Origin of the sequence: Pontivivens marinum (assembly GCF_900231835.1) — a bacterium.
GTDB classification, from domain to species: Bacteria; Pseudomonadota; Alphaproteobacteria; order Rhodobacterales; family Rhodobacteraceae; genus Pontivivens; species Pontivivens marinum.
In genome coordinates, this window is the sequence record NZ_OCTN01000001.1 from 710,775 (window position 1) to 734,344 (window position 23,570).

Consider the following 23,570-nt stretch of genomic DNA (forward strand, 5'->3'; position numbering starts at 1 on the left):
AATCCTTTTGTGCTGAAAGGCTCCACTATCGCGCAAATTGGTTAATGCCTGCTTGCCAGATATTTGCCAGCCACATAGCAGCCGCAAAGCAGCCCTATGGCAGCCAGCTAAAAACGCGCTATTCTACACTTCGTAAACAAGAGGGAGACCCCGTTGCGCATCCTGATCTCCGCACTGGCCGTATTAGCCATAACCGCCTGCGAACCCACCTATGTCGTGCCCAGCTCCGCCAGCGGCGCATCCCTGCCCGCCACAGCGGCCCCAGCGGCCAATCGCACGGTCGCGCAGGGCACCGCGCTGTTGTTCCAGGTCGCACAACGTGTTGAGCCCATTGCCGAATCCGCCTGCCAGCAGGAAACAGGCCGCGGCGGCGATTTCTGCGATTTCCACATTCAGGTTGAGGCAGGCGACCAACCAAACGCCTACCAGTCCTACGCAAATGGACGCCCGATCCTGACCTTTAACCACGCCATGCTGCGCACAATCCGAAACGAAAACGAGGTCGCCTTCATCCTCAGCCATGAGGCAGGCCACCACATCGCCGGACATCTTCAACGAAAACAACAACAAACGGGCCTCGGGGCGCTGGCCGGTGCGCTAATCGTGGCGGGTTTGGGTGGTGATCCACAGGCAGGTAGCGACCTTGGCGGGGCCTTTGGCGGACGCGCCTATTCGCAGAATTTCGAACTGGAGGCAGACGTTCTGGGCACCTATATCGCCGAGCGCGCAGGCTACGATCCCGTTGATGGCGCGGCCAGTTTCGCCCGTTTCGCAGGATCCAGCTCGCTGCTCGCCACGCACCCACCGGGCACGCAGCGTTATTCCACAGTTGTGGCCACAGCGCGCCTGATTGCAGCACAGCGCGCACAGGGCATAACCCCGACGATTCCGCGGAACTGAGTTGCACGCGCACAGCCGCGCACTTACGTCATGTTTACGCCGTTTTAACGAATTGAGGATACATCATGTCCCTGCGCATCAACGACACTGCCCCCGACTTCACCGCCGACACGACGGAGGGCGAGGTAAGCTTTCACAACTGGATCGGCGACGGATATGCCGTGCTGTTCAGTCACCCAAAGGACTTCACACCGGTCTGCACCACGGAACTGGGCACGATGGCCGGCATGATCGACCAGTTCGAGGCCCGCAATACCAAGGTTATCGGCATTTCCGTTGACCCTGTTTCGGACCACCTGAAATGGAAGGCCGACATCGAAATGGTTTCCGGCACGCCGGTCAGCTATCCGATGATTGGCGACCCTGATCTGGCCGTGGCCAAGGCTTACGACATGCTGCCAGCCGAGGAAACTGCGGGTGAGGGCCGTACCGCCGCGACCAACTCGACTGTACGCTCCGTCTTCGTCATCGGGCCGGACAAGAAGATCAAGCTGTCCCTGACCTATCCGATGACCACAGGCCGCAACTTCGCCGAGATCCTGCGCGCCATCGACTCGATCCAGCTGACCGCGAACCACAAGGTTGCGACCCCGGCGGATTGGAAGCAGGGCGAGGACGTGATCATCACGCCCGCCGTCAGCGATGACGAAGCAACGGAGAAGTTCGGCTCGTTCGAGCGTATCCTGCCCTACCTGCGCAAAACAAAGCAGCCTGGCTGATAGGCCGCTCATCACGATACGGATCAAGGGGGCCTCTGGTCCCCTTTTTCATGCATGCAGCCCCGTGGTTTCGGTGTTGTTTCGTTGACGCCATGCGGCAGAAAACACTAGCTCCGCCAGAACAAATACATAATCGGGGTTCGCCATGAAACGTTCGCAAATCAACCAAATCCTCGCAGATGGCGCAGCGTTCATCGCGCAACACGGCCAGCACTTGCCGGGCTTTGCCAACTGGTCGCCAGATGATCTGGTGGCGCGGATCAATGCCGATGCGGGACAGATCATGGACCGCCGACTGGGTTGGGACATCACCGATTACGGTGACGGGCGTTTTGACGAAATGGGCCTGTTCCTGTTCACCACCCGCAATGGCGATCTGTCGGAGCGTGATGGCGGCACCGGTATGCTCTACGCTGAAAAGATCATGATCTCGCGGCAGGATCAGCTTAGCCCGATGCACACCCATGTTCACAAGGTCGAGGACATCATCAACAAGGGCGGCGCGACCTTGGTGATCGAGCTGTTCGGCAGCGACGATAAGGGCGGCTTTGCTGGGGATCGCGGCTGCACAGTGGCCTGTGACGGCATTGCGCGCACACTGGCCCCCGGTGACAAACTGATGCTGGCCCCGGGGGAAAGCGTAACCCTGCGCCCCGGCGACTGGCATGCCTTTTGGGGTGAGGGCGGCGATGTGCTGATCGGAGAGGTTTCGACAGTAAATGACGACCTGACCGATAATATTTTCCGCGAACCAATTGGCCGTTTTGCCAAGGTTGAAGAAGACGTTGCACCAACCCACCTGCTGGTCGCTGATTATGACGATTGGGTTAAACGGGGCTGAGGCTCTCGACACCTGCGGTTGCAAGGAATAGGTGGAAGGAACTGACCTTTCTTCCCCTCCTGACCGGACAGTTTCATGACAGATGTAAGCCCGCGCCATGCTCCGCTAGGTTTTAACGCGTTCGTTGCGATGGTCGCGGCGCTGATGGGGCTAAACGCCCTCGCCATCGACATTATGCTTCCGGGCCTGCCCGCCATCGGGCAAGCGTTCGGTCTGGATGATCCCAATCGCGCACAGGTTGTAATCGTGGCCTATATGGCGGGCTTTGGTGGCGGGCAGTTGTTCATTGGCCTGCTGGCCGACCGCTTTGGCCGCAAGCCGGTTCTGCTGTTCGGACTGGTCGCCTATGCGCTGGCCGCACTGGCCTGCATTATCGCTCCCAGTTTCGAGATGCTGCTGGCCGCACGTGTGGTGCAGGGCATCGCCTCCGCCGCGCCACGGGTTATCAGCACCGCTGTGGTGCGCGATTGCTATTCCGGTCGGCAAATGGCGCAGGTAATCTCACTCAGCATGACGATCTTTATGGCGGTTCCGGTTATGGCGCCCAGCATCGGTCAGGGCATCCTGCTGATCGCACCATGGCAGGCTGTATTCGGGGTTCTGGCGCTATACGCCGTTGTGATGGCGTGGATTTGCGGAACCAAGATGCCTGAAACACTGGCTGTTGAGGATCGCCGCCCGATCCGCATCCCCGCAATTGTCGAGGCATTCCGCTCCGTCCTCGGCTCACGCATGACGATGGGATATACCTTGGCGGCGGGCGCATTCATGGGCGCACTGTTCGGATTTGTCACATGCGCACAGCAGGTACTGGGTGAGGTAATGGGGCTGGGCAATATGTTCCCCGTCGTCTTTGCTGTGATCGCGGGAAGCATCGCGTTTTCGTCCTTTCTGAACGCATGGCTGGTGGAACGTTGGGGCATGCGGTTTCTAAGCCACAGCGCGGTTCTGATTTTCCTGACGCTGGCGGTCATCCTGTTCCTGACCGCGACAACAATCACTTTGATTCCGTTCTTGATCCTGCTGTCGTTCATGATGCTGATGGTCGGGCTGACCTTCTCGAACTTCAACGCATTGGCGATGGAGCCGCAGGGCCATGTTGCGGGCACGGCATCCTCGCTGATCGGTGCGATCACGGTAACGATGGGCACGCTGATCGGGTCGGCTATCGGTCAATCCTTTGATGATACGATCGTTCCGTTGAGCGTGGGTTACGTCTTTTGCGGCTTGGTAACACTGGCTATTTTGTTGGTGACGGAAAAGGGGCGCCTGCTCAGCCGTGGAACTGACGCGGAACGTTAGGTGGCGTGGGCGCGTTTAGAACGGTACACACCGATCAAACGTCCCATCTGAGAGACCGACCGAATGATGCATTTTGCACGCCTCGCAGCCTTCCTGCTGCTCAGCGTTTTCCTGACTCAGCCGCTATACGCCCAGATCATACCGGGCCTATCCACCACATCCGAGGACACCACGACCGAGGAGGAAACCGAGCAAACCGCCGCAACGCAGGTTGACGCGCTGCTGCAACTCCTCAGCAATCCCGGTGTGTTGGAGGAACTGACGGAACGGTTAAGCGCGGCGGAGCAAGACGGCACACCTGACGCCTCGCAACCCGCGCCGATCCCCGAGGCACAGATCTCTGTCGGGCGTCAGATCGCGAATGTCACAACCTCAGTGGCCGAGGATCTCGGACGCTCACTCGACAGCCTGTCGCTGGGCATGAGCCACCTGCCTACGGTGCTGGAACGGTCGCTGGCGGCCTTTGACGAGCTTGTCCTGATGGCCGCTTTGTCGGAGCTGCTCTTCGTTGTGCTGATGACCTATGCGGTGTTCCTGACGCTGCGCTTCTTTGGTCGCCGCTTGGATACACGCATTGCGCGGCGCGTGGACGATTCCCATGCGGCGCTGCTGTTCGGCTATGCGCTGCTCGCCGCGTTCAAGGATATGTTGATCGTTCTGGTCGCGTGGGCTGTTGGCTATGGCCTGCAAATCGCCTTTGTCCGCGGTGCAACCGGTGTTGGTGACACACAAGCGCTGTATCTGAATGCGTTTCTGCTGGTCGAAATCAGTAAGATTGCCGTGCGCACTGTTCTGTCCCCGCGCATGTCCACGCTGCGGCTGGTACACCTGCCCGATCGGGGTGCGCGCATTCTGGCACGGTGGCTGACCACCTGCACATCGCTGCTGGGCTACGGGCTGATGCTGGTTGTACCACTGGTCAACGCCAACGCATCGGTGCTGGCCGGCAGCGCCTTTGGCACCGTTCTGTCCATTGCGGTTGTGTTGAGCGCGCTGGTCATGCTGGCGATCCATCACCGCAATATCACCAACTGGATGTTGCCAGAGACCGAGGGCGGGCGCAGCTTCGTCCACAGTTTTGTCGCTCTATGGCCACTGCCTGTAGCCGTCTATCTGTTGGGGCTGCTGGCGATTGTGGCGACACGTCCGGGCGGCGTGCTGATCCCGCTCTTGCGCAGCACGGGCCTGATCCTTGGCACTGTTTTGATTGCGATGATGGCGGTGCAGTTCCTGACTGGCGCAATTGCGCGAGGGGTTAGCCTGCCGGATAGCTGGAAAATGCGATTCCCACTGCTGGAGGGACGCCTGAACTCCTTTGTCCCGCGTATGCTAAAGGCCCTACGGACTGTGATGTTCATCGTCGTGCTGGCGGTCATTCTGGATGAGTTTGGCGTATTCGACACGGTCTATTGGCTCAGCACCGATACGGGCACGTTGGTTCTGACCAGTGCGGTCAGCGTGATCCTGATCACGACGGTGGCCTTTGCGATGTGGCTGGTGCTCAGCTCATGGGTGGAATTCCGGCTGAACCCCGACTTTGGCCGCCCCGCCACCGCGCGTGAGAAAACACTGCTAACCCTGCTGCGCAATGCGGCAACGATTGCCCTGCTGATTATCACGATCATGATTGTGTTGAGTGAGCTGGGCCTGAACATCGGCCCGCTGCTCGCCTCGGCTGGTGTGCTGGGTCTGGCCATCGGTTTTGGTGCGCAGAAAATGGTGCAGGACATCATCACCGGCGTGTTCATCCAGTTCGAGAATGCCATCAACGTGGGCGACGTGATCGAGGTGGGCGGCATCACCGGCGCGGTGGAGAGGCTGACCGTGCGCTCAGTCTCGCTGCGCGATGTGCACGGGGTGTTTCATATCATCCCGTTTTCCTCGGTCGATCTGGTGTCGAACTATATGCGCGAATTCTCGTATTTCGTCTGCGACATGGGCATCGCCTATCGTGAGAATATCGACGATGCGCGTGAGGCTATGTTCGAAGGTTTTGCTGAGCTGAAGAAAAGCGAGCACGGGCGCAACATTCTGGGTGATCTGGAATGGTTCGGCCTCAACAGCTTTGGCGACAGTGCGATTGTGCTGCGTGCGCGGATCAAGACGATTCCGGGCGAGCAGTGGGGCATCGGGCGTGCCTATAACCTGATCCTGAAACGTGTCTTTGATGAGCGTGAGATCGAAATCCCGTTCCCGCATCAGACAATCTATTTCGGTGAGGATAAGCAAGGCAAGGCACCACCAATGCGCGTCCTGCGTGAGGTTGTGGAACATGCCCGCAGCGGTGAGAGCGCCGATCATCCTCCTGCCGCGCAGGTCGCACCGGAAACAGACCCGCATAAGGCGATGCCTGAATCCGATGATGCGCCCAGCGGCGATGACGCCCCGCGTTAAGCGGCCTGCCGTGCGCGGCGGTCGCGGCGCACGGTAATGATAAAGCTGACGGTGAATGTCGCCGTCAGCAACAGGATGATCGTGGGTGCGGGCGCGCTGTCCAGCCAGAAGCTTAGATACACCCCGGAAACCGCTGCCACCACTGAAACACCCGTAGCCACGGCCAACATTGGCCCAAAACGGCGCGTCCACAGGAACGCAATCGCCCCCGGCGCAATCAACAGCCCAATGGCCAGGATGATCCCGATTGCCGTCAGCGCGCTAACCACGCTCAACGAAATCATCGCCAACAGACCGTAATGCAATGCACGCACAGGCAGGCCGATTGCCTGTGCATGGGCGGGGTCAAAGATCAGCGCCATCAGGTCCGCACGCAGCACCAGCAACGCCAGCGTGATCACAATTGCGACCAGTCCGGTCCAGCCGATATCGGACCAGCCAATGCCCAGCATGTCGCCAAACAGGATGTGATCCAGGTGCAGGTTTGACGGCACCGCCGCGAACAGCACGATCCCCAACCCGAACATGCCGGAAAAGACGACACCCATCACGGTGTCCTCCTTGATGCGGCTGTTCAGGTTCAACCATCCGGTCGACACCGCGCAGAACATGCCCGCGAAAAACGCCCCAACAGCCAGCGGAATACCCGCTACATAGGCCAGAACAATCCCGGGCAGCACCGCATGGGAAATCGCGTCCCCCATCAGCGACCACCCCCGCAGCACCAGAAAACAGCTGAGCATCGCCATCGGCACCGCAATCAGGACCGAGATCACAAAGGCCCGCTGCATGAAATCGAAGATAAAAGGAGTTGTCCAATCCATCACGCAGCCCTCGCCATTCGGGCACGCCGTTTGGCGGCCAGTAATCCATGCTTTGGTGCGAATACAAATGCGATCAGAAAGACCAATGTTTGCAGGCAGACAATGATGCCCCCCGTCGCCCCATCCAGAAAGAAGCTGAGATAGGCACCGGCAAAGCTGGACCCGGCACCGATAGCGATGGAAATCAGGATAATCCGCGGCATCCGGTCCGATAGCAGATAGGCCGTCGCTCCCGGTGTCACCACCATCGCAATCACCAGAAACGCGCCAACCGTCTGCATCGCAGCAACCGTAGACGCCGCCAGCAGGGTGAAGAACATCACCCGCAAGGCCACAGTGTGCAGCCCGATCGAGCGGGCATGCGCCTCATCAAAAAAGGTCAGCATCAGGTCGCGCCATTTTAGCGTCAGCAACACCAGCGTCACCACGCCAATAATGGCCAATTGCGCCGTATCGCTGGGCGTGATGGCCAGAATATTGCCCATAACAATGGTTTGCACATTCACACTGGTCGGGCTGAGCGAAACCATGAACAGCCCCAAGCCAAAGAAGCTGGTGAAAATCAGGCCGATCACCGCATCCGCCTTTAGCCGCGTGCGGGCCTGAAAAAACAGGATCGCCGCCGCAGCCAAGCCGCCGGACAGGAACGCCCCCAACGCAAAGGGTAGCCCCAACATATACGCACCGGCCACACCGGGCACGATGGCGTGGCTTAGTGCGTCACCGATCAGGGACCAGCCCTTGAGCATCAGGAACGCGCTTAGAAACGCGCAAATCGCGCCGACCAGCGCGCTAACCCACATGGCATTGACCATGTAGCCATAGGTAAAGGGTTCAAGAAGCACTTCCATCACGCTCCCCGTAGATAACGAAGGGCCGCTCATCATCCGAAATGACGGTAACGTGCCGCTCGTCATGGTCGTCATCATGGTGCAGATCCGCGCCGCCCAGAACGAAGTGGCGCAGCACCCCGCCAAAGGCCTTTTGCAGGTTCTCGGCTGTGAACACCTCCGCGGTCGGACCGGCGGCCAGAACGGTTTGGTTGATTAGCACAGTCCGGTCGCAGAAATCAGGAACCGAACCGAGGTTATGCGTGGAAACCAGCATCACCCGCCCCTCGTCGCGCAGTTCACGCATCAGGGCGATGATCTGATCCTCGGTCGTGACATCAACACCGGTAAAGGGTTCATCCAGCAGAATGATCTGCCCCTCCTGCGCCAAGGCACGGGCGAGGAATACACGCTTTTTCTGGCCACCCGACAGCTCACCGATCTGACGTTTTGCGAAATCGGTCATGCCAACGCGGGCCAGTGCATCACGCACGGCGTCACGATCAGCCGCACGGGGAATGCGTAACCAGTTCATGCGGCCATAGCGGCCCATCATCACGACATCCTCAACCAGAACGGGGAAGTCCCAATCGACCTCCTCCGCCTGTGGGACATAGGCCACGAGGTTGCGTTTCAGCGCCTCATCCCGAGTACCGCCGAACATCCGCACCGATCCGTCCGAGACTGGAACGAAGCCCATCAACGCCTTGAACAGCGTTGATTTACCCGATCCGTTCACCCCGACCAGCGCGGTGATGGACCCTGCGGGAATGGCAAAGCTCGCATCCCGCAGGGCATTGTGCCCGTTTCGATAGGTCACGGATAAATCCGTGACCGACAGGCCTAATGCTGATCCATCCTTCATTCGGTAAGCCCCGTTGCGATGGTCGCAGATGTGACGCGCAGCAGGTCCAGATAGGTTGGCACGGGGCCGTCCGCCTCGCTGAGGCTGTCCACATACAGAACGCCGCCATATTCCGCATCGGTTTCACGTGCGATCTGACGTGCCTGATCGTCAGGCACCGTGCTTTCCGAGAAGACGACGCCGATATTATGCTCACGCACGGCATCAATCACATCACGCACCTGCTGGGGGCTGCCCTGCTGATCGGCATTGATCGGCCAGATATACAGCTCCTTCAGTCCGAAATCCCGTGCGAGGTAGCTAAACGCGCCCTCGGACGTGACCAGCCAGCGCTTATCCTCGGGCACATCGGCCAGACTGTCGCGGATCGGCTGCACCATCGCCTCGATCTCGGCCATATAGGTGTCGGCATTGGCGCTGTAGGTTTCGGCATTGTCCGGATCATGCTCCATCAACGCATCACGGATATTCTCGACATAGATGATGGCACTGACCGGTGACATCCAGCCATGCGGGTTCGGCAGGCCAGCATAGGGACCGGAGCCGATGCCCAGCGGCTCAACACCGTCGCTCACCGTTGCCTGTGGCACCTCATCAAGGTTTTGGAAGAAGCGCTCGAACCACTGTTCCAGATTCAGGCCGTTCCACAGGATCAGGTCGGCATCCTGTGCATTCAGAATATCGCGCGGCGTTGGCTGATAGTAATGCACCTCCGCCCCGGGGCGCGTGATGCTGTGCACCTCTGCCGCATCCCCCGCAACATTGCGCGCCATGTCGGCGATAATGGTGAAGGTCGTGACAACCTTGAACTCCTGCGCCTGCGCGATGGCAGGGAATAGCAGCGAAGCGATTAGCGTAAAACGAGTAAACATTAGAACCTCCAATAAGCATTTGAGGCGACGTTAGGCGGTTCCAACAGCATGTCAATGCAAATGCGAACCATTCTCATTAAGACTTGTAGTTGCGACGCAAATGCGCTTTATTGAGAAACATGACAGAACTTTCTCGATATGAACGCGACCTGAAGAACGCCGGACTGCGCATAACGCAACCTCGGCGAATCATTTTGCAGATTCTGGAGCAGAGCGGTGACCACCCCGATGCGACCGAAATCTTCCAGCGCGCGGCCAAGATGGACGCCCGCATTTCACTGGCCACCGTGTACCGCACGATGAAGGTGCTGGAGGAAACCGGCGCCGTGGAACGCCATGCCTTTCAGGGCGGTCCCGCACGGTTTGAACAGGCGGATCGTGAACATCACGACCATCTGATTGATATTGAGACGGGCGCGGTGGTTGAATTCACCTCTCCGCGTATCGAGGAATTGCAACGCACCATCGCCGAGGAGCTGGGCTACGAGATCGTGGACCATCGGCTGGAACTATACGGACGGAAAATTCGATGAGGATCGTTGGCGGACAGCATCGCGGGCGGGCATTGGCCGCATTGGGCAAGGGCGACATGGCCGCCCACCTGCGACCGACCACTGACCGCGTGCGCGAAACCCTGTTCAACATCCTGCGCGCCTATGACATGCTCGACGGTGCGCGCGTGCTGGACCTGTTTGCAGGGACCGGAGCGTTGGGGTTGGAGGCCCTGTCCCGTGGGGCGCAGCACGCAACCTTTGTCGATGATGGGGCGAAGGCAGGGCAATTGCTGAAACGCAACATCGCGACGCTGGACGTTGCCGCCGACAGCCGCATCATTCGGCGCGATGCGCGAAAGCTGTTTGCGACCGATATCCCGTGCAACCTGATCTTCCTCGACCCGCCCTATGGCAAATCAATGGGCACAACCGCGCTGGCCAGCGCCCTAGCCGGGGGCTGGATCGCTGCGGATGCCCTGATCGTGTGGGAGGAAGCATCGCCACAGCCCGTGCCCGCCGAATTCCGAGAAATCGAGCGGCGCAGCTTTGGCGATACCTCTGTGCAATTCTTGACGCCGGTTTAACCCAGTAAGCCCGAGATATTTGCAGGTTCATCCGCCGTCCAATGCGGGGGAATGGTCTGCGCGAATTTGGGCAGCTTCTCGATCTTCTGCTCCCACTTGCGCAAGGCAGGGTGATCCATCAGCGCGTGCATGGGGGTTTCATCGACGTGACGCATGGCGCGGCGCATCCACTGCACACCGGGATAGAAGGCGATATCCGCAGCGGATAGCTGATTGCCGCCCAGCCATGGCATCAGGCGCAGGCGGTGCAGGATCGTCTCCATCTCACGACAGCCGACCTCCATCGCGGCGGCCAGATCATCCTTGCGCGCCTCCTGCTCACCACGAAAGGCGATGGTGGACATGGTGACCATCGCACCACGCAGGTGATTCTCGTAATCCATGATCCATTGCCAAATCACCCCGGCCTCGGTCGGGCTGCGGCCAAATAGGGGGGGATCAGGCTTCACACGGTCCAGATAGGCCAGAATCGCCAATGATTCGCGCACCGGACCGTCCGGCGTCATCAACACAGGGACCTCGCCACGCGGGCTGATCAAACGGAACGCAGGGTCGGACATCTCGTCACTGCCCATTTCAAACCGGGTATCGGTGAAGCGTATCTTCTTGAGGTTCAGGGCCAACATCACGCGCCAAACGGGTGGTGCACCACTCAACCAATATAGATGATACGCCATTTCGTGCCCCTTATTCTCTACATGCTGCGCCCTATTTGGGTGACAACCCTAGAGAAACAAGGGCTTCGCACGGATAAGAGACCTAAATTCTCTTAATTTTTTAGCGACGGAAAAGCGCGCTGTAACCGTTGCGCTGTTCCTGAAGTAAAGTGGTGGGGGGGACAGGATTCGAACCTGTGTAGGGTTTCCCCGACGGAGTTACAGTCCGTTGCATTTGACCGCTCTGCCACCCCCCCGACGCGATCGTCTCTAGGTGACGTGGCGGGTGATTACCGTCGGGGGCAACCGGCGTCAACACGAAAGTGCCAAACCTTTACCCCGACGCCGCACAAGCCTATGCACAATCAACACTCAGATCGGAGATATCATGGCAGGTCAGGCAGACAAGAAACCCAAATGGGTTGTCGCAAAGGAACGCAGCCGTAACGGCCAACCCGATACAGTTTGGCTGTTCGGCCTGCATGCGGTGCGCGATGCGCTGCTAAACCCGAAGCGACAAAAGCTGCGATTGATCGTGACCAAGAACGCAGCCGACCGTTTGGGCGATGCCCTGACCATGGGCCCCGAGCCGGAGATCGTGGACCCGCGCAAATTCAACGCGCCCCTCGATCCGCAATCCGTGCATCAGGGTGCCGCGATGGAGGTTAAGCCCCTCGACTGGGGGTCTGTCAGCGAACGCTGCGCCTCGGGCGATGGCGCGCCGCTGGTTGTCCTGCTGGACCGCGTGACCGATCCGCATAATGTGGGCGCCGTCCTGCGCTCGGCCGAGGTTTTCGGCGCGCGGGCCGTTATCGCCCCCCATCGTTATTCCGCACCAGAAACCGGTGCCTTGGCCAAGACGGCATCGGGTGCGCTGGAACGGCAGCCTTATCTGCGCGTCCCCAATCTGGCCAACTCCATGACTGCCCTGCGCGAAATGGGGTATTTCATCATGGGTCTGGATGGTGAGGCGGAACATACCCTTGCCGGTACGTTGGCCGAGCTGCCCAACGTGCCTATCGCATTGGCACTGGGTGCCGAGGGGCCGGGCCTGCGCGACAAGACCAAGGAAACCTGCCACCGTCTGGTCAAGATCCCGTTCGCGGGTGAGTTTGGATCGCTGAACGTGTCCAATGCAGCGGCGGTATCGCTATACGCGACGAAATCGCATCTAGATCGCTAACGTTCACAACGGCGTCAGGGTGGGTTCCCTGTGCAGATTGCGGTCAGATATGATCTGGACAGCAACTTGATGGGAACCCGTTATGAAAATCACTCGACGCCACAGCTTCGCTCTCGCCGCCGGTGCAACACTGCTTACCGCCCTGCCCGCAGCGGCAGCAGAGCCGCCCGTCTATTCCAGCCTGCTATCCGGTGCGATCCGTGGCTATGATCCCGTTGCCTATTTCACCGAGGGACGTGCCGTGCAGGGTGAGCGCGCCTACCGCTCCGAATGGAACGGTGCGACATGGCGGTTTTCCAGCGCTGAAAACAAGGCGCTGTTCGACGCAGACCCCACAGCATATGCGCCACAATATGGCGGATATTGCGCATGGGCCATCGCACAGGGCAGCCTTGCATCCGTTGACCCTGAAATGTGGCGCATCGTCGATGGAAAGCTATATCTAAACTACGACGCCGATGTTCAGGCCCGTTGGGTGCGCGACATTCCGGGCTTTATCGAGCAGGCCGACGCCAACTGGCCCAGCATTCTGGACTGAGGCGAATCACCCATAGGTTGCGCGTGCAATCCACCTTGCAACCACTGGTTCGCCGCTAGCGGAAAATAATTAAAAGGCAGAACATACAGCTAAGCCATTGCGAAAGCGCTATTTAATAGCCCTTCGCAGATGCACGGGCGGACTCAGAAATATGGAGATGCTGTGCTATGGTTTTGACTGGAGGTGGGGTGTGAACGACCCCCGTCAGACTCCATTACTGTCCCTCGTTCTGACTTGCGCCCGGAGCATCGCTTCGGGCGTTTTTTTGTAGTCACGGGCGAATGGAAAGCTATCGTGCGCCCATGACCTATTCTGATGAATTACTCAAATCCGTCCTGAAACGAACCCGCACAGTTGCCTGTGTCGGTGTGTCGCTAAAGGAAATCCGGCCCTCCTATTTCGTGGCGCGATACCTGACGCTAAAGGGTTTCGATGTTTATGGCGTGAACCCTGCCTATGCGGGGCAGCAGGCATTCGGGCATCCGATTGTTGCCAGCCTTGCCGACCTGCCCGCGGATGTTAACATCGATATGGTCGATATCTTTCGCCGCGCCGATCAGGCGGGCGCTGTGGTGGATGAGGCGCTGGAGGTTCTGGGCGATCGAGGCCTGTCCACCATCTGGATGCAAATCGGGGTTGAGGATCACGACGCCGCCGCACGGGCCGAGGCGCAGGGCGTCACCACTATCATGGATCGCTGTCCCAAGATTGAATATCAGCGCCTGTTCGGAGAATTGCGCTGGGGCGGATTTGCCACGGGCATCATCTCATCCAAGCTGTGAACAGCGAAATTTGTTCTCGAACTCTCGCACGGGGACGAAAATCCGGCCTTTTTAACGAAAACACGTGAAATGCGGGTGCGTTTGCCAGCATCCGCCCCTAACCTTGCCCAAAATCAACTGGGGAAGAGACACAATGTCCGACGATGCACCGAAATATTCCTTCGAGACGCTGCAAATCCACGCAGGCGCGCAGCCTGATCCCACAACCGGCGCGCGTCAGACGCCGATCTATCAGAACACCGGCTATGTTTTCCGCGATGCGGACCACGCGGCGGCACTGTTTAACCTGCAAGAGGTGGGCTTCATCTATTCCCGCCTGACCAACCCGACCGTGTCGGTATTGCAGGAACGTGTCGCAACGCTGGAGGGCGGCGTCGGCGCGACAGCCTGTTCATCGGGCCATGCAGCGCAAATCCTCGCTCTACTGCCGCTGATGGGTCCGGGTGACAATATCGTGGTTTCGACACGTCTATACGGCGGTACGGTCACGCAGTTCTCGCAAACCATCAAGCGGTTCGGCTGGGAGGCAAAATTCGTCGATTTCGACGACCGTGGCGCTGTCAGCCGTGCCTGCACAAAAAAAACCAAGGCGATTTTCTGCGAGGCCATCGCCAATCCCGGCGGTCACGTCACCGACCTGCCTGCGATTGCAAAAATCGCGGAGCGTAAGGGCGTGCCGCTGATCGTAGATAACACCACAGCCACCCCCTATCTGTGCCGTCCGTTCGAGCATGGCGCGCATATCGTCGTGCATTCGACCACAAAATATCTCAGCGGCAATGGCACGTCGATGGGCGGCATCGTCGTGGATTCCGGCACCTTTGACTGGTCCGCATCCGATAAATTCCCCAGCCTCAGCCAGCCGGAGCCTGCCTATCACGGGCTGAAGTTCCACGAGACATTCGGCCCGCTGGCCTACACCCTGCACGGCCACGCAATCGGGCTGCGCGATCTGGGCCCATGCCAGTCGCCGCAAAATGCGTTCCAAACCTTGCTGGGCATCGAAACCCTCAGCCTGCGGATGGAGCGTCACTGCGAAAACGCGCTGAAAATCGCGACTTGGCTGGAAAATGACGAGCGGATTGAAAGCGTCAGCTATGCCGGGCTCAAATCCTCGCCCGTATTCCGCCGCGCGCGCAAGCTGTGTCCAAAGGGCGCATCGGGCCTGTTCACGTTCAAGGTTAAGGGCGGTTACGAGGCATGCCGCAAGCTGGTTGAAGAGGTCAACATCTTCAGCCACGTCGCCAATCTGGGCGATACGCGCAGCCTGATTATCCACTCCGCCTCCACCACGCACCGCCAGTTGTCGCCGGAGCAGCAGGAGGCCGCAGGTGCCGGACCTGATGTGGTTCGGGTGTCCATCGGGTTGGAGAACGCGGACGATCTGATCGCGGATCTGGATCAGGGCCTGACGGCCGCACTGACCTAATTAGAACCGCCCCGTCCGGATCACATTCCGGACGGGGCGAAACCTGTTTATTCAATCTCGAAAACCACGTTGACGCGCACGCTCAGACCGACCTCGCCCTCGGCAATCGGGACGGAGGTATCCGCGCTCATCCGCATCATCGCCATTTCCGGCATCGGGCTGGGGGAACGGCCACCAGCCTCACTGATGGTGATAACCTGGCCCAGGGTCGCGCCTGCCGTTTCAACATATAGCTGCGCACGCGCCATGGCGTCCTGTACCGCGGCGCGGCGGGCCTCCTCCATCATTGCATCGGTATCGGACAGGCCGAAGCTGATGCCGCTGATCCGGTTCGCACCGGCCACCGTCACGCTGTCCAGTACATCACCCAGCAGGTCCAGCTTGGTCACGCGGATCATCAGGGTATTGGATGCCTCATAGCCGACAATCTGCGGGGCCTCACCAGCGCGGGTTGTGCTGTGATCATAGACAGGTTGCAGGTTCAGGCCGGATGTTTGCCGGTCGGCGCCCTCAATCCCCGAATTGTCCAGCACATCAAACAGCGCCTGCATTGCACGGGTATTGGCGCGCAGGGCATCGGTGGCGGTATCGTCCTGCTCGTTCACGCCAACGGTGATCGTGGCCAGATCGGGAACGGCACTAACGCCGCCCTCACCGGTTACAGTTACCCGCCGCTCTGGCGCATCCTGTGCCAATGTGGGGGACACAGCGGCAAGACCGAGCATTAAAATCGGAACAAACATCATTCGGCGCATGGCAGGCTCCTTGAAACCGGTTACTCTCTTCTAGCATGTAGGGCGGGTAACATACTGGACCAAGCGCGGAGAGCGATCTTGTACGATCGCGCCCGCTGCCGCCCTACGGGCAAGGAGAACGACGTGCACGCAAGCCGCTCAAACTGGACCCTTTGGATCACACTCGCCGCCACAATGATGGCAACGGGCGGGTTGGCATATGAGCGGGCAGGTATTTCCCATGCGGCGCAGGTTGAATCGCCCCTGACCGCAGATATTCCCCATGCGGGTTATTTACCGCGCCCTGCCCCCAGTGGCGCCGGATACCGCGTTGCACAGGCTGGTGAGGTTCTGGAGTTGTCCATACGCCCCCGCCCGCGCCCCACAGGGCTGACCCTGACCGGTTTGGTCGGAGAGAGCGCCGCCAGTGGTGAGCCGGTCTATACCGATGCCAGCGGCACCATTATCCGCCCGCAACCCCGCCCACAGGGCACAACGGTTGTTGCCGCCGACAGCGCCCCCGATCCGCAGCAGGAGGTGACGACTGCCGGCCTAACACCTGACGTGGTTGAGGATATCCTGCGCCCACAACCGCGCCCGGCCGGATTTGCTCAATCCGTGCGGGCCGCCGCCGCAACCCGGGATGTCGCCCCCGTCCTGCAACAGAATCAGAGCACACCCACCACAGCCACCGTGCGCGAGGCCGTCAGTGGGCCGAACCAGATCGCATTGGACCGGATCACCCTGATCGGCGTGTTCGGCACGGATGAGGCCCGACGCGCCCTGCTACGCACACCCGAGGGCGATTTTCAGCCCGTCGCCCGTGGCACTGTCGTTCAGGGGTGGCGCGTCCTGACAATTGATCGCGAAACAGTACGGATCGGCCGAAACGCCGAAGTTATGCTGCTGGAACTGCCCTAACGCCCCGCGCGCCACGCGGCCCATGCCTGCGGCGTATCCAGATCGGTCGTCGCAGCGCGGCCATCCAATGCGACCTGCACAACGTAATCCTTTGCCTCACGCAGTAGATCACGCGCGCCGCGATCCCCCTCGACACGGGTTAGGCTCTCAAAGAAACGCGCACCAAACAGGATCGGATGTCCTGCTGTGCCGTCAGCATCAGTGGCGCGAATAATCTCTCGCCCATCGGCGGGGCTGAACGCGGCGATGAGCTGGTCCAGATGGTGGGCCGTTACCTCGGGCATATCGCCCAACATGATAATGACCGCATCGGCCTGCGCTCCGCGCGCCGCAATACCCGCGCGGATCGAGGCGGCCATCCCCTCCTCCGGATCAGCCACGGTCACGATTTTCGCACGGCCCGTACCGACAATATCCCGACGCGGGGATTGGGCGGGCAACATTACATGCACGGCATCCGCGCCGCTTTGCTGTGCCTGCTCCACCACCTGCGACAACAGGGGCTGGCCATCCACCTGCTCCAGCAACTTGTCCCGCCCGCCCATACGGCGCGAGGCACCTGCGGCGAGGATCATCGCCTCCACCCGTGGTTTGCGCGATGGGGCCACGCGGTCACGCGGCTGTGGGCGCGTTGGGATTTCCTTGAGCAAACCACCCACGCCCATCACCGCAATATCTGCATCCTCAACCGTCAGATCAGCAGCCAAGCGTTCCAGCACCCAATCCGCACCGTTCAATGCGGGTGAGCGCGCACATCCGGGCAGGCCGACAACCTGCCGTGATCCAATTCCGCCAAGGAACAGCAGGTTTCCGGGGTCAACCGGCATCCCGAACCGCTCAATCACGCCGCCAGCCGCAACCACGGCAGCGGGGGCGACATCGGCGCGGTCCGATGTGGCAGACCCGCCAAGGATCATCACCATTGGCGCGGTGCTGTCGCGCAGCGCCTGTGCCAATGGCTCAACCTCATGCGGCAAGCGGATGACATCGCCGGTTTGCAGACCCAACCGGTCCAGGCGGCGGCGCACGGCGGCCTCCCCCTTGTCCAGCAGGCTTGGCTTCATCCCCAATGTGGCGGTCAACATGATATCGACGCGCCGCGACCGGAACGGATGCAGGGTCAGGGCGGGGGCGGATAGCGCCTCTTCAGCCGCCGCTACAGTGGTATCCGCCACGGCGTAGGGAATGATCTTCACCGTGGCCAACATGGTGCGCGCATCAACCCGCGCATAATCGGGCAAGGTGGCGAGGGTAACCGCCTCATCCACGGCATTCAGCGCATCAACCGCCCTGCGGTCCACCCGCAAAACACCGGCACATGCGGCATGTACATTCACCCGACCGGTAAAGGGCGCGGCAATGCTCAGCCCCTCACCCGCCATATGCGCCGCAATCCGCTGCGCGGCCTGATCCTCGGGAATATCATCCGCTTGCAACTGCGCCACGGTGATCGACTGCACATCAGCGGCCAGCAAGGCCGCGATATCAGCCTCGGATAAGCAGCGCCCCTTGCGCAGGCGAACATCCCCTGCATGGACCGAATGCGCCAGAATTGCGCCCACAGCATCTATGGTTTGCACAGCACCGAATTGCATCGATCAGGCCCCGGGCCGCGTTTCGACACGGCGCAACCGCTCAACAATCTGCGCAAGGATCGAAACCGCGATCTCCGCCGGATTTTTCGCACCTATATCCGCCCCGACCGGCGCGTGAATGCGGACGATCGCACTGGCGCTAAACCCGGCATCTGTCAGGCGCGCAACCCGCTTGGCATGGGTCCGCTTTGACCCGAGGCACCCCAGATAGAACACATCCGACCCCAGTGCTGCCGTGATCGCAGGGTCGTCCAGCTTTGGATCATGGGTCAGCGTTACGACGGCACAGCGCGCATCGGGGGCAAGGGCGGCAATCGCCTCATCCGGCCAATCCTGCATCAGGGTGACATCGGGAAACCGTTCCGCCGTGGCAAAGGCCCCGCGCGGGTCGATCACCGTCACCGCATATCCTGCCATCTTCGCCATGCGACTCAACGGTTGGGCGATGTGAACAGCACCGACAATGAACATCCGCAGGGGTGGATTATGCACCCCGATGAACCACTCCTCATCCTCCAGCAGCGCAACACCCGACCGGTCCGAGGTTATCGCATCGCGCACCGCAGTTCCCAGTGGCGTTCCCGCAGAGCCATCCATCAACAGGCGCGACCAATCGCGCAGCGAGGTCACCAAGGTAACCGCGCGTCCATTACTGCGTGCATCGACCAGTTGCCGCAGTAACCCCTCGTCAAATCCATATGAACTGCCCACAGGCTCAACCAAAATACGGATCGTACCACCACAGGCCAGCCCGACGGCAAAGGCATCATCATCGCTAACGCCATAGGTCAGCAGGCGTGGCTGTCCGTCATCCAGCGCGGCCATGGCTTCCTCAACCACCGCGCCCTCCACACACCCGCCTGAGACAGAGCCCATCATCTGCGCCTCGTCCGAGATGACAAGTTGCGCGCCAACGGCCCTGGGCGCCGAACCCCATGTCTGCACAACCGTGGCCAGCGCGATACGCCGACCCGATTCCAGCCATTCCAGCGCGATTTCGGGAATCCTGTCCAGATCCTGCACCATGTCGCACCTCCCCGTGTTTTCTTTTACTGTGGCACCATCACGGGCGGCTGGCAAACAGGTACAGCACGGATTATTCCGACATCATCCCCATCATGCGACGGCGCACGCCTGCATCCTCGGGTTTTGTCAGGGCCTGTGCCAAATCCTCAAGCGAGGCAATGGAATGCGCCGCGCGAAAGCTGTCCACATGGGGCAGCAAGGCCCGCACGCCCCGTGCCTTGGGCGCGAAGCCGTCAAAACGCAGCAGCGGGTTCAGCCAGATCAGCTTGCGCGAGGACAACCGCAGCCGCTCCGCCTCCCGCAGCAATTGCGCGGGTTCCTCACGGTCCAGCCCGTCGGTGATCAGCAACACAACGGCCCCCTGCCCCAACACCCGCCGCGACCAGTCGCGGTTGAACGCATGCAGCGACGCGCCGATCCGCGTGCCGCCCTCCCAATCGCGGGCCTCCGCCCCCGTGGCGGCAAGGGCGGCATCAACATCGCGATGGCGCAAATGCCGTGTGATGTTGGTCAGCCGCGTGCCAAAGGTGAAAGCATGCACTTGCGCCCAGCCAGCCCCCTTTTGATTGGCGGCGGCGTGCAGGAAGTGCAGCAACATCCGGCTGTAGCCGGACATAGAGCCGGAGATATCGCACAGCGCCACAAGGTTCGGCCATCGCTGCCGCCGCTCACGCATATGCAGTTTTTGCAGATCGCCCGCCCGCATCGCCCCGCGCATCGTCGCGCGCCAATCGGGCAAATGCCCTTGTGCAGCAGGCCGTGTGCGACGCGAGGCAATCGGCTGCACCGGCAGTTCCAACCGCGCAATTGCCCGCCGTGCCTCGGCCAGCTCCGCCGTGGTCATCTGCTCGAAATCCGTTTTGCGCAGCTTTTCATCGGCGGAAAATGTCAGGGTGGCGTCAATCTCAACCAGCTCACCCTCGTCCTGCTCAATCTGCGGGGGTGGGGCGTCGGGCTGGTCCAGCAAAGCCTCCGCCGCGCGCCGTTCAGCTGCCTTTGGATCGGGCGCCTCGTTCACGCCGCGCACCATGGGTGTCAGCATCTCCATCATCTTTTCCAGAAATTGCGGGTCGCGCCAATACAGGCGGAACACCTGCGCGAAAACCTCGCGCTGTTCAGGCTTGCGCACAAAGCAAGCATGCAGCGTCCAGAAAAAATCCGCCCGCGCGGAAAAACCGGCCACCTCAACCGCGCGAATGGCGTCCAGCACCTGTGCAGGCCCGATGGGCAGGCCCGCACGGCGCAAGGCCCGCGCAAAATGCGTCAGGTTCTGCGCCAGCTTTGGGTTTTCCGGCAGGGGCAGGTCGGCAAGTTCAGCCATAGGACAGCGCTAAGTGAAAATAATAAATCACCGCTAAAATCGGAAAAAAAAGCGCGAACCCCCAAAAGTACAAATGCAACATAAACGTAAATTTAGATTTATCATCCTGAAACTTATTTAATAACTTCATAAGATCAGAAATTTTATAATTTAAATCCCCCTCAAAGCCAGACTCATTAAATTTTAAATTTATCTTATCAAATATCTCATAAATCTTCTTAAAATTTGTTTTTGAACCACTATCAAAATGGGCGTTACCAGAATCTTTACCACCAATAACGTCCCATCCATTTAATGATATTCTATCACCCAGCCAATTTACGATGTGACCAATAAAAAACGCAAAAATACCGGCGCTAAGAATCCACTCCAACTTCTCAGGCGTCACTGACAAGCCGAAAACAATATTATCGGCCAAACTGATCCATTCGAGCTGGAAAAGAATACCAGTGAACGTCGATATATAAACCAGTCGAAGCGACGAATGCGTTTGCCTCGACAGCACTGGTTCCCCTTGAAACCTCACAACTCCGCCTTTGCCGCGTCCAGCAGTCTCTTTGCCTCGGAGCCCTGCAATTTCTGGATGTCGTCCTGATATTTCAGGATCGCGCCCAGCGTATCGGCAATGACGGCGGGGCTTAGCTCAATCGCGTCCAGCGCGACGAGGCATTTGGCCCAGTCGATGGTTTCTGCCACGCCCGGCTTTTTGAACAAATCCTCGGTCCGCAGTTTTTGGACAAAGGCGACAACCTCACGGCTCAGTTTTTCAGCGGCTTCAGGGGCGCGGGCGGTGACGATCTGCATCTCACGCTCGAAACTGGGATAATCGACCCAGTGATACAGGCAGCGACGCTTTAGCGCGTCATGCACTTCACGGGTTCGGTTCGAGGTCAGGATAACGATGGGCGGCTCGGGCGCGATGATTGTGCCCAATTCGGGGACCGTCACCGCAAAATCGCTGAGCGCCTCCAGCAAAAATGCCTCGAACGGTTCATCGGTACGATCCAGCTCATCAATCAGCAGAACCGGCGCGCCGCCCTCTTGCGGGCGCATTGCCTCCAGCAACGGACGCGCGATCAGGTAGTCGTCGGAAAACAACTCTCGGGTTAGTTCGGCACGTTCTGCACCGCCCTGCGCCTCCGCCGTGCGGATCGCGACCATTTGCGCGGCGAAGTTCCATTCATACACAGCCGAGGACGCATCCAGCCCCTCATAACATTGCAACCGGATCAGGCGGCGGCCCAGTGCGGCCGACAGCGCCTTTGCGATCTCGGTCTTACCAACACCGGCCTCACCCTCCAAAAACAGGGGGCGGCCCAGTTTCAGGGCAAGGAACACAACCGTGCTCAGGTCACGCCCCGCAACATAGCCTGCGCTGTCCAGCATGGCCTGCGTTGCATCGATGCTCGCCGGTAGTTGCGTCATTGCGCTCTCCTCATCCCTAGGCGGGCAAAGGTGCCATGCTGAGCGGTAACGTCAAGCCTCAGCGCGGGGAGCGTTTGGCCAATATCCGTTGCAGGGTACGCCGGTGCATGTTCAACCGCCGCGCCGTTTCCGAGACATTGCGGTCGCACAGCTCGTAAACCCGCTGAATATGCTCCCAACGCACGCGATCCGCGCTCATCGGGTTTTCGGGCGGGGCGGGCTTATCCTCTGGCAATGCCAGCAGGGCGGACACGATGTCATTGGCATCGGCGGGTTTTGACAGGTAATCGGTCGCGCCGATTTTGACCGCAGCAACCGCCGTGGCAATCGCGCCATATCCGGTCAGCACGACAATCCGCGCATCGGGGCGAGCGGCGCGCAGGGCCTCAACCACCTCCAACCCGTTGCCATCCTCCAGCCGCAGGTCCAATACGGCATAGGCGGGGGGCGATGTCTTTACCGCAGCCAGCCCCTCCGCAATGGTTCCGGCCTCTCGCACGGCAAAGCCGCGCTTTTCCATCGCACGCGATAGGCGTCGCAAAAACGGCTCATCATCGTCCAGCAGTAGCAAGGACGGATCAACACCCAGATCAAGTTCAGCAGTCATCGGGGACATGCTCAAAACTCCTTTTTGTTACGCAAATGAATACGATAGAAATGCCCTGTCGGATCTATCTATCACAATTCCGCTGCGTAGCAGGCAATCCGTTCTGCCATCTCCTCAGGCGGGGTGCTGCTGGGGAAAAACTCCAGGAACCCCTCATTCGGGTCCATCAGATAGGAATAGGAGGAATGGTCCATCAGGTAATCCTGCGGATCATCACCGACGCGACCAGAATACACACGATAGGCCGCAATCGCCGCCTCAATATCCGCGCGCGGGCCGGTCAGGCCAACCATGCGCGGGTGCATAAAGTCGGTATATTCCGCCATTTGCTGCACGGTATCACGCTCGGGATCAACGGTGATAAAGACGGGCTTTACCTCGATCCCCTGCTCATCCAGCGCGCGCACGGCCTCACCATTACGGAACAGATCAACGGGGCACACATCGGGGCAGTAGGTGTAGCCGAAATAGACCAGCGACAACCCGTCGATCACATCTGTTTCTGTCACCCGCTCACCCGTTTCGGAGATCAGAGAGAACGGCCCGCCAATCGCGCCACCGCCGCCCGAAACCACACCGCCACGGCACTGGGCAAAGCGATCACCACTCTCCGCCGACAGGACGAAATATGCAGTTGTGGCAAGACCAATGGTCACTGCCGACACGGCGAAAATAGCAGCGGTACGGGGCATAGAACTCTCCATCAGGTGTTTCTCCCCCTGTAGCGA

At 59.9% G+C, this 23,570-nt stretch carries 25 protein-coding genes and 1 tRNA gene; 12 read left to right on the forward strand and 14 right to left on the reverse strand.

All coding sequences use genetic code 11. The features are described 5' to 3' along the window. Window positions 1–153 precede the first annotated feature (153 nt). The 5 genes from CR254_RS03585 (at window position 154) to CR254_RS03605 (ending at window position 6,156) form a co-directional block, all read left to right on the forward strand. Window positions 154–900: a M48 family metalloprotease gene (locus CR254_RS03585; RefSeq protein ID WP_180955870.1), complete on the forward strand. Its 747-nt coding sequence runs from the start codon at window positions 154–156 to the stop codon at window positions 898–900. Window positions 901–965: 65 nt separating this feature from the next. Continuing rightward, window positions 966–1,619, forward strand: a complete 654-nt coding sequence (locus CR254_RS03590; RefSeq protein WP_097928424.1) for a peroxiredoxin — start codon at window positions 966–968, stop codon at window positions 1,617–1,619. 145 nt (window positions 1,620–1,764) lie between these two features. Beyond that, window positions 1,765–2,460 (forward strand): D-lyxose/D-mannose family sugar isomerase, encoded by a 696-nt coding sequence (locus CR254_RS03595; RefSeq protein ID WP_097928425.1) that lies wholly within the window; start codon window positions 1,765–1,767, stop codon window positions 2,458–2,460. Between the two features lie 75 nt (window positions 2,461–2,535). Further along, entirely contained in the window at window positions 2,536–3,762 is a 1,227-nt protein-coding gene (locus CR254_RS03600) for a multidrug effflux MFS transporter (RefSeq protein WP_097928426.1), read from the forward strand. A 63-nt stretch (window positions 3,763–3,825) separates the two neighbouring features. Then, window positions 3,826–6,156 carry a mechanosensitive ion channel domain-containing protein gene (locus tag CR254_RS03605; protein ID WP_097928427.1) on the forward strand — a complete coding sequence of 777 codons (2,331 nt, stop codon included), beginning with the start codon at window positions 3,826–3,828 and terminating at the stop codon, window positions 6,154–6,156. On the opposite strand, the gene CR254_RS03610 is transcribed toward CR254_RS03605, so the two are convergent. From CR254_RS03610 to CR254_RS03625, 4 genes are read right to left on the reverse strand one after another with little or no spacing between them, the layout of a single operon-like run. After that, window positions 6,153–6,980, reverse strand: coding sequence for a metal ABC transporter permease (locus CR254_RS03610; RefSeq protein WP_097928428.1), 828 nt, complete (start codon window positions 6,978–6,980; stop codon window positions 6,153–6,155). The genes CR254_RS03605 and CR254_RS03610 overlap by 4 nt on opposite strands. Next, a complete protein-coding gene (locus CR254_RS03615; RefSeq protein ID WP_180955871.1) occupies window positions 6,980–7,831 on the reverse strand; it encodes a metal ABC transporter permease in 852 nt (283 codons plus the stop codon). The genes CR254_RS03610 and CR254_RS03615 overlap by 1 nt, the downstream gene beginning before the upstream one ends. Further along, window positions 7,815–8,675, reverse strand: a complete 861-nt coding sequence (locus CR254_RS03620) for a manganese/iron ABC transporter ATP-binding protein (protein ID WP_097928430.1) — start codon at window positions 8,673–8,675, stop codon at window positions 7,815–7,817. Before CR254_RS03620 ends, CR254_RS03615 begins: the two co-directional genes overlap by 17 nt. Further along, the gene (locus CR254_RS03625) at window positions 8,672–9,547 is read right to left on the reverse strand and encodes a metal ABC transporter substrate-binding protein (protein WP_097928431.1); all 876 of its coding nucleotides are present in this window, start codon (window positions 9,545–9,547) and stop codon (window positions 8,672–8,674) included. Before CR254_RS03625 ends, CR254_RS03620 begins: the two co-directional genes overlap by 4 nt. A gap of 119 nt (window positions 9,548–9,666) precedes the next feature. Between CR254_RS03625 and CR254_RS03630 the strand changes: the two genes are divergently transcribed. Together CR254_RS03630 and rsmD are read left to right on the forward strand one after the other, a co-directional pair. Beyond that, window positions 9,667–10,080 carry a Fur family transcriptional regulator gene (locus CR254_RS03630; protein ID WP_097928432.1) on the forward strand — a complete coding sequence of 138 codons (414 nt, stop codon included), beginning with the start codon at window positions 9,667–9,669 and terminating at the stop codon, window positions 10,078–10,080. After that, window positions 10,077–10,625, forward strand: a complete 549-nt coding sequence (gene rsmD / locus CR254_RS03635) for a 16S rRNA (guanine(966)-N(2))-methyltransferase RsmD (RefSeq protein ID WP_097928433.1) — start codon at window positions 10,077–10,079, stop codon at window positions 10,623–10,625. Before CR254_RS03630 ends, rsmD begins: the two co-directional genes overlap by 4 nt. Here rsmD and CR254_RS03640 read toward each other — a convergent pair. Continuing rightward, window positions 10,622–11,302 (reverse strand): glutathione S-transferase family protein, encoded by a 681-nt coding sequence (locus CR254_RS03640; protein WP_097928434.1) that lies wholly within the window; start codon window positions 11,300–11,302, stop codon window positions 10,622–10,624. The two genes, rsmD and CR254_RS03640, sit on opposite strands and share 4 nt — an antisense overlap. Before the next feature lie 150 nt (window positions 11,303–11,452). Next, window positions 11,453–11,538 (reverse strand) — tRNA-Tyr (locus CR254_RS03645). Between the two features lie 131 nt (window positions 11,539–11,669). Between CR254_RS03645 and rlmB the strand changes: the two genes are divergently transcribed. The 4 genes from rlmB (at window position 11,670) to CR254_RS03665 (ending at window position 15,213) form a co-directional block, all read left to right on the forward strand. Beyond that, window positions 11,670–12,464 (forward strand): 23S rRNA (guanosine(2251)-2'-O)-methyltransferase RlmB, encoded by a 795-nt coding sequence (gene rlmB, locus CR254_RS03650; RefSeq protein ID WP_097928435.1) that lies wholly within the window; start codon window positions 11,670–11,672, stop codon window positions 12,462–12,464. Window positions 12,465–12,546: 82 nt separating this feature from the next. Next, on the forward strand, window positions 12,547–13,002 hold the full coding sequence (locus tag CR254_RS03655) for a YHS domain-containing (seleno)protein (protein ID WP_097928436.1): 456 nt from the start codon (window positions 12,547–12,549) through the stop codon (window positions 13,000–13,002). 302 nt (window positions 13,003–13,304) lie between these two features. Continuing rightward, complete coding sequence (locus CR254_RS03660) at window positions 13,305–13,784, forward strand: CoA-binding protein (protein WP_097928884.1); 480 nt, start codon at window positions 13,305–13,307, stop codon at window positions 13,782–13,784. A gap of 133 nt (window positions 13,785–13,917) precedes the next feature. After that, on the forward strand, window positions 13,918–15,213 hold the full coding sequence (locus CR254_RS03665) for an O-acetylhomoserine aminocarboxypropyltransferase/cysteine synthase family protein (RefSeq protein WP_097928437.1): 1,296 nt from the start codon (window positions 13,918–13,920) through the stop codon (window positions 15,211–15,213). Between the two features lie 47 nt (window positions 15,214–15,260). Here the strand turns inward: CR254_RS03665 and CR254_RS03670 are convergent, their stop codons facing one another. Next, on the reverse strand, window positions 15,261–15,968 hold the full coding sequence (locus tag CR254_RS03670; RefSeq protein ID WP_097928438.1) for an SIMPL domain-containing protein: 708 nt from the start codon (window positions 15,966–15,968) through the stop codon (window positions 15,261–15,263). 123 nt (window positions 15,969–16,091) lie between these two features. On the opposite strand from CR254_RS03670, the gene CR254_RS03675 reads away from it, so the two are divergent. After that, entirely contained in the window at window positions 16,092–16,868 is a 777-nt protein-coding gene (locus CR254_RS03675) for a hypothetical protein (protein ID WP_097928439.1), read from the forward strand. On the opposite strand, the gene CR254_RS18330 is transcribed toward CR254_RS03675, so the two are convergent. The 7 genes from CR254_RS18330 to CR254_RS03710 all read right to left on the reverse strand — a co-directional run bounded on the left by CR254_RS18330 (window position 16,865) and on the right by CR254_RS03710 (window position 23,534). Next, a complete protein-coding gene (locus CR254_RS18330; protein WP_097928440.1) occupies window positions 16,865–18,463 on the reverse strand; it encodes an NTP transferase domain-containing protein in 1,599 nt (532 codons plus the stop codon). The genes CR254_RS03675 and CR254_RS18330 overlap by 4 nt on opposite strands. Window positions 18,464–18,466: 3 nt before the next feature. Beyond that, window positions 18,467–19,489 (reverse strand): XdhC family protein, encoded by a 1,023-nt coding sequence (locus CR254_RS03685; protein WP_097928441.1) that lies wholly within the window; start codon window positions 19,487–19,489, stop codon window positions 18,467–18,469. 70 nt (window positions 19,490–19,559) lie between these two features. Further along, window positions 19,560–20,810: a vWA domain-containing protein gene (locus CR254_RS03690; protein ID WP_097928442.1), complete on the reverse strand. Its 1,251-nt coding sequence runs from the start codon at window positions 20,808–20,810 to the stop codon at window positions 19,560–19,562. After that, window positions 20,803–21,228 (reverse strand): hypothetical protein, encoded by a 426-nt coding sequence (locus CR254_RS03695; RefSeq protein ID WP_145996696.1) that lies wholly within the window; start codon window positions 21,226–21,228, stop codon window positions 20,803–20,805. The genes CR254_RS03690 and CR254_RS03695 overlap by 8 nt, the downstream gene beginning before the upstream one ends. Before the next feature lie 104 nt (window positions 21,229–21,332). Continuing rightward, window positions 21,333–22,235 carry an AAA family ATPase gene (locus CR254_RS03700; RefSeq protein WP_097928444.1) on the reverse strand — a complete coding sequence of 301 codons (903 nt, stop codon included), beginning with the start codon at window positions 22,233–22,235 and terminating at the stop codon, window positions 21,333–21,335. Window positions 22,236–22,293: 58 nt separating this feature from the next. Further along, window positions 22,294–22,842: an ActR/PrrA/RegA family redox response regulator transcription factor gene (locus CR254_RS03705; RefSeq protein ID WP_097928885.1), complete on the reverse strand. Its 549-nt coding sequence runs from the start codon at window positions 22,840–22,842 to the stop codon at window positions 22,294–22,296. 71 nt (window positions 22,843–22,913) lie between these two features. Then, window positions 22,914–23,534: an SCO family protein gene (locus CR254_RS03710; RefSeq protein ID WP_097928445.1), complete on the reverse strand. Its 621-nt coding sequence runs from the start codon at window positions 23,532–23,534 to the stop codon at window positions 22,914–22,916. Window positions 23,535–23,570 lie beyond the last annotated feature (36 nt).

Excerpts from the sequence above, each read along its gene's own strand:
- CR254_RS03590 (WP_097928424.1), top strand. The coding sequence starts at position 966 with ATGTCCCTGCGCATCAACGACACTGCCCCCGACTTCACCGCCGACACG.
- CR254_RS03595 (WP_097928425.1), top strand. The coding sequence starts at position 1,765 with ATGAAACGTTCGCAAATCAACCAAATCCTCGCAGATGGCGCAGCGTTC.
- CR254_RS03600 (WP_097928426.1), top strand. The coding sequence starts at position 2,536 with ATGACAGATGTAAGCCCGCGCCATGCTCCGCTAGGTTTTAACGCGTTC.
- CR254_RS03605 (WP_097928427.1), top strand. The coding sequence starts at position 3,826 with ATGATGCATTTTGCACGCCTCGCAGCCTTCCTGCTGCTCAGCGTTTTC.
- CR254_RS03610 (WP_097928428.1), bottom strand. The coding sequence starts at position 6,980 with ATGGATTGGACAACTCCTTTTATCTTCGATTTCATGCAGCGGGCCTTT.
- CR254_RS03615 (WP_180955871.1), bottom strand. The coding sequence starts at position 7,831 with ATGGAAGTGCTTCTTGAACCCTTTACCTATGGCTACATGGTCAATGCC.
- CR254_RS03620 (WP_097928430.1), bottom strand. The coding sequence starts at position 8,675 with ATGAAGGATGGATCAGCATTAGGCCTGTCGGTCACGGATTTATCCGTG.
- CR254_RS03625 (WP_097928431.1), bottom strand. The coding sequence starts at position 9,547 with ATGTTTACTCGTTTTACGCTAATCGCTTCGCTGCTATTCCCTGCCATC.
- CR254_RS03630 (WP_097928432.1), top strand. The coding sequence starts at position 9,667 with ATGACAGAACTTTCTCGATATGAACGCGACCTGAAGAACGCCGGACTG.
- rsmD (WP_097928433.1), top strand. The coding sequence starts at position 10,077 with ATGAGGATCGTTGGCGGACAGCATCGCGGGCGGGCATTGGCCGCATTG.
- CR254_RS03640 (WP_097928434.1), bottom strand. The coding sequence starts at position 11,302 with ATGGCGTATCATCTATATTGGTTGAGTGGTGCACCACCCGTTTGGCGC.
- rlmB (WP_097928435.1), top strand. The coding sequence starts at position 11,670 with ATGGCAGGTCAGGCAGACAAGAAACCCAAATGGGTTGTCGCAAAGGAA.
- CR254_RS03655 (WP_097928436.1), top strand. The coding sequence starts at position 12,547 with ATGAAAATCACTCGACGCCACAGCTTCGCTCTCGCCGCCGGTGCAACA.
- CR254_RS03660 (WP_097928884.1), top strand. The coding sequence starts at position 13,305 with ATGACCTATTCTGATGAATTACTCAAATCCGTCCTGAAACGAACCCGC.
- CR254_RS03665 (WP_097928437.1), top strand. The coding sequence starts at position 13,918 with ATGTCCGACGATGCACCGAAATATTCCTTCGAGACGCTGCAAATCCAC.
- CR254_RS03670 (WP_097928438.1), bottom strand. The coding sequence starts at position 15,968 with ATGCGCCGAATGATGTTTGTTCCGATTTTAATGCTCGGTCTTGCCGCT.
- CR254_RS18330 (WP_097928440.1), bottom strand. The coding sequence starts at position 18,463 with ATGCAATTCGGTGCTGTGCAAACCATAGATGCTGTGGGCGCAATTCTG.
- CR254_RS03685 (WP_097928441.1), bottom strand. The coding sequence starts at position 19,489 with ATGGTGCAGGATCTGGACAGGATTCCCGAAATCGCGCTGGAATGGCTG.
- CR254_RS03690 (WP_097928442.1), bottom strand. The coding sequence starts at position 20,810 with ATGGCTGAACTTGCCGACCTGCCCCTGCCGGAAAACCCAAAGCTGGCG.
- CR254_RS03700 (WP_097928444.1), bottom strand. The coding sequence starts at position 22,235 with ATGACGCAACTACCGGCGAGCATCGATGCAACGCAGGCCATGCTGGAC.
- CR254_RS03705 (WP_097928885.1), bottom strand. The coding sequence starts at position 22,842 with ATGACTGCTGAACTTGATCTGGGTGTTGATCCGTCCTTGCTACTGCTG.
- CR254_RS03710 (WP_097928445.1), bottom strand. The coding sequence starts at position 23,534 with ATGCCCCGTACCGCTGCTATTTTCGCCGTGTCGGCAGTGACCATTGGT.